Source organism: Rhodopirellula sp. J20-39 (assembly GCF_057365095.1).
Map to the genome: position 1 here is coordinate 5,918,990 of NZ_CP195123.1, position 15,143 is coordinate 5,934,132.

The 15,143-nt window shown below is 55.4% G+C and carries 8 protein-coding genes; 4 read left to right on the forward strand and 4 right to left on the reverse strand.

What is annotated here, in order from left to right; genetic code table 11:
* Positions 1-38: 38 nt before the first annotated feature.
* Positions 39-428: a group I truncated hemoglobin gene (locus ACR3ZL_RS21595; RefSeq protein ID WP_473651015.1), complete on the forward strand. Its 390-nt coding sequence runs from the start codon at positions 39-41 to the stop codon at positions 426-428.
* A gap of 105 nt (positions 429-533) precedes the next feature.
* On the opposite strand, the gene serB is transcribed toward ACR3ZL_RS21595, so the two are convergent.
* The 4 genes from serB to ACR3ZL_RS21615 form a co-directional block, all read right to left on the reverse strand.
* Positions 534-1,781 (reverse strand): phosphoserine phosphatase SerB, encoded by a 1,248-nt coding sequence (gene serB, locus ACR3ZL_RS21600; RefSeq protein ID WP_473651014.1) that lies wholly within the window; start codon positions 1,779-1,781, stop codon positions 534-536.
* Positions 1,782-1,966: 185 nt separating this feature from the next.
* Positions 1,967-4,978 (reverse strand): hsp70 family protein, encoded by a 3,012-nt coding sequence (locus ACR3ZL_RS21605; protein WP_473651013.1) that lies wholly within the window; start codon positions 4,976-4,978, stop codon positions 1,967-1,969.
* 120 nt (positions 4,979-5,098) lie between these two features.
* The gene (gene corA, locus ACR3ZL_RS21610; protein ID WP_473651012.1) at positions 5,099-6,199 is read right to left on the reverse strand and encodes a magnesium/cobalt transporter CorA; all 1,101 of its coding nucleotides are present in this window, start codon (positions 6,197-6,199) and stop codon (positions 5,099-5,101) included.
* Positions 6,200-6,375: 176 nt separating this feature from the next.
* The gene (locus tag ACR3ZL_RS21615; RefSeq protein ID WP_473651011.1) at positions 6,376-7,647 is read right to left on the reverse strand and encodes a DUF1559 family PulG-like putative transporter; all 1,272 of its coding nucleotides are present in this window, start codon (positions 7,645-7,647) and stop codon (positions 6,376-6,378) included.
* Between the two features lie 1,062 nt (positions 7,648-8,709).
* On the opposite strand from ACR3ZL_RS21615, the gene metG reads away from it, so the two are divergent.
* From metG to ACR3ZL_RS21630, 3 genes are all read left to right on the forward strand, one after another.
* Positions 8,710-10,749, forward strand: a complete 2,040-nt coding sequence (gene metG, locus ACR3ZL_RS21620; protein ID WP_486172958.1) for a methionine--tRNA ligase — start codon at positions 8,710-8,712, stop codon at positions 10,747-10,749.
* Between the two features lie 4 nt (positions 10,750-10,753).
* On the forward strand, positions 10,754-12,379 hold the full coding sequence (locus tag ACR3ZL_RS21625) for a glycosyltransferase family protein (RefSeq protein WP_473651009.1): 1,626 nt from the start codon (positions 10,754-10,756) through the stop codon (positions 12,377-12,379).
* Between the two features lie 121 nt (positions 12,380-12,500).
* Positions 12,501-15,065, forward strand: a complete 2,565-nt coding sequence (locus ACR3ZL_RS21630) for a DEAD/DEAH box helicase (RefSeq protein ID WP_486173602.1) — start codon at positions 12,501-12,503, stop codon at positions 15,063-15,065.
* The last annotated feature ends 78 nt before the right edge of the window (positions 15,066-15,143 follow it).

Consider the following 15,143-nt stretch of genomic DNA (forward strand, 5'->3'; position numbering starts at 1 on the left):
CAGCCATCAAAGAAATCCTCCTATAAGGAAACCAGGTCATGACTGCATCCAATATGGAACCTGACCTACTTGAACAACTCGGCGGGCCCGATGGGCTTCGCCGAGTCATTGACGAAATGTACGTTCGAGTTCTGTCCGATCCCGAACTCTCTCATTTTTTTGAGGGTGTCGAGATGGACAAACTCGTTCGAATGCAGACCGAGTTCTTTGCGTCGATCACCTCTGGCGATATCCAGTACACCGGTGCCGACCTCACTCGTGTGCATGCCGGACGCGGAATTACCCGCCAGCACTTCACACAATTCGTGTCCCACCTGACCGAATCTCTTGTTGCCAACAATGTGACCCCACTGGCAATCGACCAAGTCCTTGGAAGGCTGGCTATGTACAGCGACAAGATTACGGGCTCGGCCAACGTCGACGGCTAACTGAAGGAAGCCAATCGCTTCCTGAAAAACCTTCGGCACGCAGTGCCACTGGCGAGCCTAGACCGATCACTCGACCGGCTTCGTTCAGCCACGCAGGTCACGCGACTACGCTCGCTCTGGCTCAACCAGATCTCGGTCACGCACACCCAGCAAATACAGCACAGCATCCAGACCGAGCGTCGACACCTGATGCTTGGCGGACTGCCGAACGATCGGCTTGGCGTGAAAGGCGATCCCTAAACCGGCTCGCGAAAGCATCGGCAGATCGTTCGCACCATCGCCCACCGCGATCGTCTGCTCGCAATCGATCCCCTCTTGTTCAGCAAGCTGCTCGAGCAACGACGCCTTGCGTTCGGCGTTGACGATCTCGCCCAGCACTCGACCGGTTAGCTTGCCGTCGACGATTTCAAGCTCATTGGCGTAGACATAGTCGACCTGCAATCGCTTCTGCAAGAACTGGCCAAAGTAGGTGAAACCACCTGACAGGATTGCTGTTCGATAACCAAATCGCTTCAGGTTCAACAACAACCGCTCAGCCCCTTCGGTCAGCTCAAGCCGGGCGGCAATCTTGGGCAACACGTCGGCCGACAAGCCTTCCAGCGACGCCACACGCTGCCGCAACGATTCATCAAAGTCGATTTCACCTCGCATGGCCGCTTCCGTCACCGCCTTCACTTTGTCGCCCACGCCAGCCTCAACGGCAAGCTCGTCGATGACTTCCGCTTGAAGCAGCGTGGAATCCATGTCCAACGCCACGACACGCCGGTTTCGACGAAACGCATCGTCACGTTGAAATGCGAGATCGAGATCCAAACGACTCGATAGATCCAACAAACTGGCCTTAAACGCATCCGGATCTGCGGGGTCTCCACGAAGCGAGAACTCCACGCAAGCACGCCGCGGCGTCCCGTCGTTCTCCCGAGGCGGCCGCCCCGAAATCCGCGTGATCACATCGATATTCAGCCCCTGGTCCGCGATCAAACGACTGACCGCGGCAAACTGCTCCGCCGTCACCGCCCGAGACAACAACGTCAGGATGTAACGCGATTTCCCTTGCCGGCAAACCCAGCGGTCATAGTCGGCATGCTCGATCGAAACATTCTTACACTTCAACTCGAGCTTCTCTGCCCGTCGCCGCATCTTATGAATGACGGTCTCTGGGTCCTGTTCGGCGGGAATCCGAACCATCAAGCCCAACAAAAGCGATCGGTGAATCACCGCTTGATTGACGTCGATGATCTCACAATCAAACTTCGCAAAGTGCTCCGTTAGCGAGGCCGTCAAACCAGGGCGATCCTCCCCAGTGAATCGAAACAGAACAGTGGTGGCGGTAGTGCAAGAAGGCTTAGTCATAGTGCCCGAAATCGTAGCGTTTGGCTGCGATCGTAGGTACCAGGCATCGAAGACATCGAGCATCCGAGAGACTCGGTGCATTGGTAGTCCAAGTCGCAGCATGCATAGATGTCAATCTACGCGACAACTTCCGCATAAATTCAAACCGGAATCGCATCGCGGTTAGTCGACTTCCTTCACCAAACCTACCTCGACAACTCAATCCCCAGCGGCAACGAGTCACCGAAGATGGCCGCTTGCTCTTCATTGTCAAACTGGCCGCCCTCTTCCACCAAACTGATCCAGTGCGGGGGCGCATCCAGCAATCGCAACTGCCGAATCACCTGCTCACGATCATCGTCGTTCAGGTCTCGAAACCGATCACCACACCGCCGAGAAATCTGCGTCAACGCGAGTGCCGAAGCCACTCGAACAGCATCGGTCATCTGATCACCCGATACGTTTTGCATCGCGGGAAGCTGTAACAAACGATGCAACAAACCAGCGGCATCGGCCGCCCCAATCGCAAGGTTGACAGGGCCGTAAGTTGGTACCCGAGTCGCGATCCGACCAATCGCCCAATAAACCACCGGATGCATAGCAATGGCTTTCTTGCGGCCAAGCTGTGCAAGGGCGAGCTCCAGCAATTGCTTTTTCTCGGCAATCGAAAGATGCTCCAATGATCCGACCAACCGCCACGCTTCAACCAACTCGGCCGAATCCAAACGCGTCCCAGCCGCCAACACATTCTTTCGCAAATTGCTCGCCAATTGTGACTGTTGCCCCGGAGTCAGCCCACCGGAAATCCGTCGCCACAAGACCAACGTTTCCGTTCGAGTTTGCGGATCATTGTGAGCCACCTTTCCCTGCAGCGATCGCCAAGTTTGACTGGTCCGCCAATCATCCACCGCGACGCCATATCCCGGCCGCAAGGCGTATCCCAATAAGTTCAACCATCGCGATTCATGTGCGGGTGACTGACGCCGACCCGGCTCTACCTGCATCAATGCCTCCCAGATCTGTCGCAACAACACTGGTGGCCATTGGTCCTTCTTAGATTCCAATGTTGCCTGTAACTGTTTCACTAATCTCGATGGCTTGCCTTTCCCCTCCATAAAGACAGATTCAATCTCGGCGCGACACGCCTGAACCGCTTCCTCATCGACAATCCCAGAAGCTTCGCCAGCCCCACCGTGACTCGCCCGATCCGTTTCCAGCGTGGCACGAATATCAAACTCCAGTTTCCAACGCTTCCCCGTCGCTGCACCGCCAACCGAATCCGCAGCCTGAAAAGTTCCCGCAACTCCAGATGCCCCGGCCGCGACACAGTACAAACCGATCGTACCGATCTCAGTCAACTGAGTTTCGATTACCACATCCATTGTGGACTGATCGCGTCGCTTCCGATCTCGCAACGCCGTTTGAATCGGTGGCAATGCGGTCATCTGCGACTCGTCGATGTCGATCACATCACCAGGTCGATCGGCTAACCGCGTGCTACTCACCCACAACGGAAAACTAACGGGGACACCAACTCGCAATTGCATTGGCAACGAATCAATCCGATAGCCTTGCCCCGGTTGTGCATCAGCCGGAATTACGCAAACCGCTTTGGGCGGCGACTGGCTGATCTGCATGAAATACGACCGCGCCAAGTTTGCCGAAATCCGCACCCCTTCGCCGCGTCGCACTAACGCGTAATAGGCTGCACCTTGTGCAACCGCCAGATCCAATCGAGGTGCATGCAAGAACCGGGGTTCCCACGAAGTCTCATCAGGACGCCGAAACCAATCCCGCAAACAACCTAAGATACGCTGCTGCACTGCTGGCGAACGAAGCACACCACCGTTGAAGAGAACAAGGTCCACCCGATCCGAATCCGTCGACTCGTCATCCAGCCCCGTCCGCCGATGATCCTGTAGGAACTGAGCCAAGTGCTTCGTAATCGCCGGATCAGACGCATACGGCAGCCCCAACTCCTGGAAACCACTTTGCTCTTCCGCCACCTCAACATCTAACGCAACGTCCGGAAAGAACCCGTCCAAAAGCACCGCGTCAATCTCTTCGCGACTGAGTTCGATTGCCAAGGAACCACCAATCAACGAAGCCCCATCGCCGGCAACGTGCAGCGTTGTGGAATCAGGACGCTCGTCCGACAGCATCGTCTCTTTCGCATCCCGCGCGACAGCTACCAACCGCTGCCACTGTCGAGCTGGCAACGGCTTATCGAGCTTCGCCTCAGCCGCTTTCGCCACGGCCAAGTCCAAATTGTCACCACCCAAAATCAGGTGTTTCCCTACCGCCACGCGGTGAAAATGCAACGTGGGCTCACCTTCAGCATGGCCTGCATCAGCTGCCGGATTCGCGGCAGCTTGGTCCGCAAAAGTCGTGGGCCCCACTTCGGCTTGAGACCGCCCTGCCGCGCTTCGCACGCGAATGAGCGTCAAGTCGGTCGTCCCACCACCAATGTCACAAACCAATACGGCCTGTCCCACTTCAACCTGATCCATCCAATCTGCAGCGTGACGATCCAGCCAAGCGTAAAAAGCAGCTTGGGGTTCTTCAATCAATTGAATCCGAGGCAACCCAGCCTCTGCCGCTGCCGCAACCGTCAATTCACGCGCCACTTCGTCAAACGATGCCGGCAGCGTGATCACCACGTCCTGTTCCGCCATCGGATAGCCGGGATGAGCCTCGTCCCATGCACGTCGCAAATGAGCAAGGTAAGCCGCCGATGCCGATTGAGGCGACCGCTGGGGCACGTCCGGCTCACCATGCCACGGCAACAGATCCGCTGTACGATCCACCCCCTCGTGCGAAAACCAACTCTTCGCCGACGAAATCAACCTTCCCGGATGAGTACTGCCCGCGACCCTCGCCCACTCTCCGACGCAATAGCCGGACGCTTCTTGCAAGAACGGCGGTACCGCAGAGTCCCGACGCTGCCCCGCCTCAGCCGCCGTTAACGTATACAAGAACGACGGCAATGTACTGCGGGATTCCACCGTCCCCACATCGACCCACTGGGGCACAGCAAACACTTCCACGTTGCGATCATGCGAGCCAGAATGCTCCGGTGACGACGCCCCATCAACACCCGCTGGACGCACAAACGCCAACACGCAATTCGTTGTCCCCAAGTCGATGCCAATGCAATATCGATCGACTTGCGAAGACTCCGAAGCCAGTTCATCAGTGGATGTCTCTTGGTCTGCCATGTTGAATATCAGTAAGGAATGAAGACGACAGGCACGATTCTACTCAAATCGATGCCGCCGCACGGCAACGAGAGCGGTTTCCCAGCATGGCGAAGGTATCTACCAGCATGGCGACTCGGCTTAACCAAGCCAGCCCCTACGATGCAGGTAGTACAGCAACCCTCCACCGGTCATCGCCATCAACGTCAAAGCGAACGGATACCCGAACGCCCAATGCAACTCCGGCATATTCAGCGACGATTCCTCGCTGTCGAAGTTCATCCCATACACGCCCGCGATGAAACTCATCGGGATAAAGACGGTCGCGATCAACGTAAGCACCTTCGTGATGTCGTTGTTCTTCTGCCCCAACAACGCAAAATGCAACTCACGTAACTCGCCGCAATACTCGCGTCCCAGGTCGGAAGCTTCCAACAACTGATTGACATGATCCTGGCAATCGCGAACAAAGTACTGTGTGTCCTCGTCCAGCAAATCGTTGGCATCGACCAGCAAACGTTTCAATGCCAACCGGTACTGAGTCGAGGTTTTTCGAATTTGCAACAAGTCGTCTCGGATGCGATGCAAACGCAACGGCAACTCGCGATGCGAACTTGTCTCGATCATGTTCGACAACTCGCCTAACGTTGAATCGTAACCTTCCATCACAGGAAAGAACTCATCGACAATGCGGTCAACAATGGAATAGAAAAGATAATCAGCCCGTCGCGTTCGAATTCGGCCTTTCGCTTGGGCAATCCGATTTCGCACCGAATCAAGACAATCCCCAGGATGCTCTTGAATGGTGATCACCAGATTCTTCTGCAGAAAGACGCTTACCTGTTCGGTATCGAAACGATCGGCACGCGAAGGCATCCGCGTCATGAAGAACACCGTGTCGTCATACCTTTCGCATTTCACGTGCTGATGTTCACTAACAACGTCCTCCACCGCTAAGGGGTGCAACCCAAACACGTCAGCCAACATTCGCAATGTCGACGAATGCTTGCCGGTATCCAGGTCAATCCAGGTCACACCGGACCTCGAACTTTGTTGTCCACTGGCAACCTTTTTCAGCTCCGCTTCGACTTCGCTGCGGGTGGTCAGCGTCCGGTCCGAATGCGTATTTCGCGAAAAGTGAATCACCCGCAACGCGAACTGAGCTTTGGATCCCTGCTTGACCAAAGGCATCGTGCCCGGCGCGGTCCCGACCTTCTGCCGACGCTTAAATAGTTTTCCCATCACCCCACCCGAATAAATACTTTAAGGACTGGGATGATATCATCTCACTAGCGAGCCCGCCTCCTTGCAAAGCCCGGCCATCCGGCGCATCGAGCCACGGATTCCAACAGCGCATAAAAAAAAGCCGTCTCCAACCGGAGACGGCTTTCGTAGTCGAGTGGAAGACTAAGCTTCGCTTAGAACTCTTCTTGAATCACTTCCTTCGAAGCACGTGTTCCAAGCGAACCCCAAAGTCCGTATGGGCTCTTTTGGCCTGGGGCTGCCAACAACGTGCCACCAAAGACAACAGGTACCTGAGTTTGCGTTCCTGCCTCGATCGAGTCGGTAATAAACTTGATCGCACCGTCACCCATCAGAACATGAACGCCACCTTGGTGACGACTGCTTGGGGGCAGGTAACCAGTCATCTTACTTCCAGGTGCAGCTTCCGAAAACTGATTGCCAGTTACTACGTTCCCGAGGCATGTCTTCGAGTTGGGCGGCAATATGGTATTCATGGTTGAGAACAATGGGTTCCCGTCTGCCCAGCGGTATCCACGCACTTCAGCGGAACCTTGAAGCGTTGGAACCGTTCCGGTCGATGCCCAGAACTGTGGACGTGACGTATCGCCAAGCGTGCCTGAACATGTCGCTGGGGCATCAGTACCAAGCGTTAGCCCAGCACGAGGATTCGTTCGAGTGTCGCGGTCACCGAGGTCAGTTGCAATTTCACCAGCAATAACAGTGTTGGCTAGACCATCCAGAATATCACGGAAAGCCATTTTCTGGCGTGGCACAAAGGCTCCTCGCTGCGCTGCTCGGGTCCACTGAATCGCGGTGCTGTCACGCTTGAGCGTTAGCAATGTGCCACCAGCCGATCCGCGGTAAGGACTATCACCTAAACAAGCCGCGTAGTTGGTACGACCAAAAGCAGGAAGCCCTACTCCGGGATCACTCGGGCAACGAAGCGTTGGAATTTCAGTCATCCACGGTCCGTAGTCCGTTCCATCGACAGCCGTTCCCGACACATCAGGTGTGGGTCCAAAAGCCGACCAAACTGCAGCACTCCCATCAACATTCGGCGCGTTAGGATTTGAGATTTGCTCCCACAATGCTTGACCTTCAAGGAATGGCGTGAGCCCCACGAAGATACTTAGCTCTTCCTGGTTCGATGCGGTGATGCCAGAACCTGAAGAGGTGGTCCAAACCATACTAGTCAGACCATTCCCAGAACCGCTGTTGAAGCGACTTGTGCCGGACTTTTGTGTAGGCAACTGGTTGTACGCACTGTGGTAGTTGTGGATCGACAAGCCGATCTGCTTGAAGTTGTTACTGCAACTCATCCGACGCGCCGCTTCACGAGCAGCCTGAACCGCTGGCAATAACAAACCTACAAGAACTCCGATAATCGCAATCACAACCAACAACTCAACCAGCGTAAAACCGGCTCGCAACTTCATATTCTTCATTGAGATTTTCCTAGAGAATCTGATACAGAGAAACCACTACAGGGCACTGCTTATCGCTAACCGAACTACCGTCGATCTATGCGACATACCGAAACCAAAACATGCAAAACGTCAACCAACTCAGGCCGACATACATCGCCGGCAACGAACGTTGACTTACAACGACAACCGAGATTGTCTTAAGCAGTACTTACAACCACTTAACTTGAAGAAGGTGCTTCTAAAAGTTGGAATTCTTTAAAACTTTTATCTTCAACCGTATCGAGCACACGGGAATGCTTCACCCTCTCTACTGAGGGTTACCGGGGCATCCACCCACCTAGAAACACAACACCTAAGACAGTTTGGCTTGCCGCAAACACTTGTCAATCTTCTATGCCCTATAGGCTTTTCATACAGCCTTCGTTTTCAACTTCACGCAAGCTTTACGGCCGGTCATCCGAGCCGACATCGATGGTTAACATCCGCCATGCTCAAGCTTCCTACGCTCGGGCGCACTACAGGCAAATGGTTATCCAACCTTGTAATAACAGGCCATTGAATGAACCGTTCCCCCGGCAGGGTTACCAATCACTGAGCCTGCACTCAACCAGCCGGTCGGTTAGGAATAGAGGCCTAGATGTTTCTGGCTGCCGGATTCATCGAAGCGTTTTAAGCAGACGAATAAAATGGAATTTTCACCATCTATTCTTCCTCCATTTGTGCGACATGGAGCACTTCAGTAATCGCAACGAACGCCCGGAGCGTTCAAAGGTTTGATCTCATGCGCCGATCTCACGGCCCCAGCTCCAACGGACTGGGCGATTAGCCAAATGGCTGCCTGATCGAAAATCCAGCAACTCAAACCTATTTTTGTTCCCGAGATCAGAGCAAAACCTTCACATCCGAAGCCGGTCTGACTCTCGCTCAACCCCAAAATGGGGGAGAACCACTGTTTCAGCTTGGATTTAGGGACTGCGAACCTTGGATCATTGCTTTCTGTCGCCTGTGGTGTTCGATCGCAGGCGACTTTGCAAGAATCTGTGTTCGCCCACCCCCACCACAACACTTGACCGGTTACCCATGTCGCGTCGATTACTTGTCACTGCCGCGCTCCCCTACGCCAACGGTCCGATTCACATCGGGCACTTGGTTGAGTACATCCAAACCGATATTTGGGTGCGTTTCCAAAAGCTACGAGGCAACAAATGCCTGTACATCTGTGCCGACGACACCCACGGCACCGCAATCATGATCCGCGCCAAGAAGGAAGGACGCAGCGAACTTGATCTGATCGGCGAAACCAGCGTCTCCCACCAACGAGACTTTGCTGGCTTTGGAATTGAATTTGACAACTACGGCAGCACGCACTGCGATGAAAACAGGGAACTGTGCGGCCAATTCTGGGAAGCCCTGCGTGAAAAAGGGCTCGTCGTTGAACGCAACGTCGAGCAACTCTTCGACCCCGAAGCCGAAACTTTCCTGGCGGATCGTTTCGTTCGAGGAACCTGCCCCAAGTGCCACCGTCCGGATCAGGCAGGCGACAATTGCACTTGCGGGCACACCTACAACCCAACCGATCTGATCGATCCGGTCAGCACGCTCAGCGGTGCCACGCCGGTCCTAAAAGAATCGCTGCATCTGTTTGTCGAACTGGAAAAGATGCACGGCTTCCTGAATGACTGGGTGTCGACATCCGGTGCACTTCAAAGTGAAACGGCCAACTACCTGCTGGGTCACTTCTTGGCCGACGAACTCCGCGACTGGGACATCAGCCGCCCGGCTCCGTATTTCGGGTTCGAAATCCCCGACTCACCCGGCAACTACTGGTACGTCTGGTTCGACGCGCCGATCGGCTACATCGCCAGCACGCAACAATGGTGCGATCGCAACGGCGAAAAGCTGTCCGATTGGTGGCAGAGCGACGACTGCGAAGTGCATCATTTCATCGGCAAGGACATCACTTATTTCCATACGCTTTTTTGGCCTGGCATGCTGAAGACGGCCGGCTACTCGCTGCCAACGAAAGTTCACATCCATGGCTTCTTGAATGTGGACGGCAAAAAGATGTCCAAGCGTGACGGCACGCTGGTCAAAGCCGAAACGTTCCTGAAACACGTTAACCCAGAAACGCTGCGTTATTTCTACGCAACCAAACTCAGTTCACGGGTCGAAGACCTTGATCTGGGGTTCGCCGAGTACACCGAAAAAGTTAACTCGGACTTGGTTGGCAAAGTCGTTAACCTAGCCAGTCGTGTGGGCAAGTTCGCTCACGGCACCGGTCTTTCGGAAACTTATCCGGACGATGGCGGGCTATTTGAAAATGCCGCCGCCAAGGGCCAAGAGATTGCCGATGCTTATGAACAATGTGAGTACGCCAAAGCGATGCGTTTGATCATGGAACTGGCCGACGCGGCCAATCCATTTGTCGAACACGCGAAGCCCTGGGAGATGAAAAAAGATCCCGAGCGGCAAGACGAGCTACGCGACGTCTGCACCGTCGCCTTGAACTTGTTCAGGCAGCTTGCGGTCTACCTCGCACCCGTTTTACCGTCGCTGGCCCAATCATGCGGCGAACTATTAGAAGATCCCATCGTGTCGTGGGATCAAAGCCAATCACCGTTGGTCGGTCGCGGTGTGGCAAAATTCAAACGAATGATGGACCGAGTTCAAATTGAAAATCTCGAAAAGATGATTGACGAAAGCAAGGAAGAAGCGGCCGCCGAAGCTGCGACAGCGAACGCACCGACGTTCAACGACAGCCCGGAACCCCTCAAGGCCGAGCCACTCGCCGAAGAAATCACGATTGATGACTTCATGAAGGTCGACCTACGCGTCGCCCGTGTCTTGACCGCTGAACATGTCCCAGAGGCGAACAAGCTACTGAAGTTGACCTTGAGCCTGGGTGGTGACGAAACTCGTCAAGTATTCGCTGGCATCAAGGCTGCTTACGAGCCCGAAAAGCTGGTTGGCCGACTAGTCGTGATGGTCGCCAACCTGAAGCCCCGCAAGATGCGATTCGGCATGAGCGAAGGCATGGTGGCTGCCTCCGGCCCCGGTGGCGCAGACGTCTTTATCCTGGGTGTCGACGAAGGCGCATTGCCTGGCCAACGCGTCCACTAAGACCATGGAAAACCGGAGCCCTTCCGACTGGGCTACTCCGAAACGAATCGCGATCGTCCACTGCCACTTTGAACCCGGCGGTGTGACCCAGGTCGTTCAGAACCACGTGGATTGTCTCCCGCCGCAGTGCTCGATCGCACTGCTGTCGGGGCCACGGGTTTCCGGGCTCAGCGATGCGACCTTGGCCCGGTCTCAAGGCATCCACTTACCTTCGCTGGAATACGATTCGCAACAACCCGTTGATCGGATGCTGGTTCCCGCAGTCGAGCGTGGGCAGCACCTTGCCCAGCATATCGACGAGCGGCTTCGCTCGCTCCGCTGGACGCCAAAAGATTCAGTGATCCACTGGCACAACCATAGCCTAGGCAAAAACGCGGCATCGCCCTTCGCCATTACGCAACTGGCTCGAGCGGGCTGGCGACTGTTATTGCAAATCCATGACTTTGCCGAAGACCAGCGTCCGGATAACTACCGGCATCTCATCGAACAACTCGATGCGACATCCAACGCTGACCTAGATCGAGAACTCTATCCCATCGACACAAATATCCGCTACGCGGTTTTGACCGCTGGCGACGCTGAGACTCTTACGGAATTCGGAATTCCTCGTCAAAGCGTCCAAACCATTCCGAATTCGGTTCGCCTGCCGGATCAAAGTAGTGTCCGCCGCGATTCCGCCATGCAGAAAGTCAGTTCGGCATTCGGCATTGATCCATCTAGCAAGTGGATTCTTTATCCCGTCAGAGGCATTCGGCGTAAGAACGTCGGCGAATTCCTGCTCGTCTGCCAACTATTGCACCTGAGACACCGGCGGTCGTCAGCGTCAAGTGAAGCACCAATGCCCATCGGCGCGCTGACACTCCGCCCCGACACTCCCATCGAAGCCGCATCCTACGATCGTTGGCATCGCGTGGCGGCGCGTTATGTCCCCAACGTTGTGTTTGATGCCGGACATCATCCGGACATCTCCTTTGCCGATAACTTGGCCGCCAGCCACTGCATCTTTTCCACAAGCGTCGCCGAAGGCTTCGGGATGGCGTTCCTGGAACCCTGGTTAGCCGGCCGACGCGTTGTCGCTCGCGACCTGCCTGGCGTGACCGCCGACTTCATCCAACAAGGTGTGCGTCTAGAAAATCTTTATTCGGCCGTTTGGATTCCTGGCACCGAAGCATGGGTGTCGGAACAGGAAGATAACTGGGCACAGCAACGTCACGCCGCATGGTCGACGATTACTACGAATTTGAGACCGTCGCTTCCCGACAACGCGTCCACCGCTCAACCGCACTTCGACTTTGCTCGCTTATCCCCTCGTGAGCAAACCGCGATCATCACGCGCGTGGCCACCGATGAAGCATTTGCCGCCCAGGTCATATCGCTGAACGCATCGATCCTTGACGCACTTGCGTCTTCGGGGGATGAAGCAACGATCGACGCGAACCGCGATACAATCTCTGCAATCTACAACGCTTGCACGCAACAAAACCAACTGCACAAGGCCTATCAGATCGGCCAAAACGAACCGCATGTTCGCGAAACCAACGACGCGCATCCGAAAATGATTGACATTGTCGATCGTTCACACCCGTTCTATCCGTGCCGAACCGAAAGTCTTGCCGAGATGACTTCCTGATCGTCGACACAAAAACGACTGCCATAACTGCGTCGAGACCGTCCTACCCCGCTGAGACAGAATGAGCACCCCGAACACACCGCCATCTGACCCTCAGGACACTGCCAAGAATACCGGAACGATGGAAACCAACAGCGAACCGATTGACCGCGACACCTTGGCCGAAGAGTACTTCGAGACGCTTCCCTACGAGCCTTATCCAGTCCAAGAAGAAGCGTTACTGGCCTACTTCACCGGCGACCCGGTCAAGACGGGCGGGCATGGTGTCCTCGTTTGCGCGCCGACAGGAACCGGCAAGACGCTCATCGCAGAGGCCGCCGTTTACGAGGCTTTGCGAAACGGTACGCGGATGTACTACACGACGCCGTTGATCGCACTGACGGATCAAAAACTGGATGAGCTTCGCGAGTCCGCCGTCCGCTGGGGCTTTTCGGCCGATCAAGTTGGCTTGGTCACCGGTAACCGTACCGTCAATCCAGACGCCCCCGTCTTGGTCGTTGTCGCTGAGATCCTGCTCAATCGATTGCTTAATCCAGAACAGTTTTCGTTCGACGATGTGTCCTGCGTCGTGATGGACGAATTCCACTCGTTCAACGACTACCAACGTGGCATCGTTTGGGAACTGACACTCGGTCAACTGCCTAAACACGTACGGCTATTGCTATTGTCAGCAACGGTTGGAAACTCTCTCGCGTTCACAACTTGGTTGCGCAACGCACACGGCAAGAACCTGCAACTCGTCCAAGGCACCGAACGAAAAGTCCCGCTCCAATACGAGTGGGTGGAAGACGAACTGCTCAACGATTTCGCCGAAAAGATCGCTGCTGGGGACGAAGACGCACGCCGCACGCCAGCATTGATGTTTTGCTTCAGTCGATCCCAGTGCTGGACCACGGCTGAAATGCTGAAAGGCAAATCGCTGATCGACAAGTCACGACAAGCGGAACTGGCCGACATTCTTAACGCGGCTGATTTTTCCACCGGCGTGGGGCCAAAACTAAAACAGATCCTGATGCGTGGAGTCGGTGTTCACCATGCCGGCGTTTTGCCACGTTACCGGCGTATCGTCGAAGATCTCTTTCAACAGAAGCTGCTAAGCATTTGCGTATGCACTGAAACACTTGCCGCCGGTATCAACCTGCCCGCTCGTAGTGTCGTGTTGCCGTGCCTTTTGAAGGGTCCTAAAGACAAAAAGAAACTGGTCGAAACGGCGTCGGCACAACAAATTTTCGGGCGAGCCGGGCGGCCACAATTTGATGACCGAGGCTACGTGTATGCCCTCGCTCACGAAGACGACGTCAAGCTGCATCGCTGGCGAGAAAAGTTCGACCAAATTCCCGAAGACACCAAAGATCCTGGGCTTCTGAAAGCTCGCAAGCAGCTCAAGAAAAAGATGCCCAAACGGCGAGCCGGCGAAACCTATTGGACGGCAACGCAGTTCGAGCAACTGCAATCCGCTAAGTCCGCCGACCTGGGTAGCCGCGGTAAGTTGCCCTGGCGGTTGCTTGCTTACCTGATCACCAAAGACCCCAACATCCAACCCATTCGCGACTTGGTGGGTCGCCGTTTGATGCCACCCAAAGGTATCGAATCTGCCCAGCGAGACCTCAATCGCATGCTGATCACACTTGATCGCAGCGGTTGTATTGAGCTTTCTCCGCCGCCCCGAGTCGCTGCGATCAAAGCACCGCCGGTCGCCGGGGATAAGAAAGCAGCCAAACCAGGCGACATTGTTCGTGCACTCGAGGCCAAACACGCCGAACAACCTCCGGCATCAACAGGCCTATTCGGTGAACTCCTCGACACCATGCGAGAAAACGAGCCGGAAACACCGCCGGAAGCTGCCAAACCGACGCCAGAGAATGAGGCCGACGCCGCCGAAGCACAACGCAAAGCGATCGCCGATCGCGGTTACGAACTGGACGAGTATCGACCTGAAACCGCGACCGCCAAGAATCGCTTGGAACGACTAGTTCAGTTGAAAAGCATCAACCCGTTGTTCGGGGTCTTCTTAGCCGACCACCTCGCCATCGCTGACGAGAATGAACGCATCGCGATCCTCGAAAGCGTGCTAGAAGTCCCGGGGACTGTCGCCCGATTCACACGCATGCCGCGTATCGAAGACATGCCACCAGGAACGCTCGCTACCACCCAGCTTGATCCACTGCTGCTACAACGCGGCCTTGCCACCATTGACGAACTCGGTGGCGGCGAGAAGGAGGAGGACGAAGAGGTGGAAAACCGCGGATTCGGTCGCGTGATGTTCGATGAGCCCAAAGTGTGGCCGCTGACCATCGGCGAAAAATGCTTGCGTTTGTTCCGCGACGAGTACCCCAAAGTCGAAGACGTGCAGGTACGTCCGGTTTGGATCGTTGGCGAACTATTGGAATACAACGGAGACTTCGATCGCTACGTCGTGACACGCAAACTACAAAAGGAAGAGGGCATCCTGTTTCGGCACTGTCTCCGGATGATCCTGTTGCTCGACGAGATGGCCAACATTCCTCCCGAAGGCACGACTGTTGAAACGTGGGAAGACTGGCTCGACGACATAGCCGATCGCCTGACTGAAACGTGTCGTAACATCGACCCGCAAAGTACCGATGAAATCCTCAGCACCGACAAACAGGACGAACTGACACCACCGACCGGTCGCCGCAACAACCGCCCCAACAAAGGAGCATAGCGACACAGAGTCCGTTCGACAGGAACGCTGGCGGACGCCCGTCTACAGACGCCCCGTACTGAGAAACCTGCAATGGAC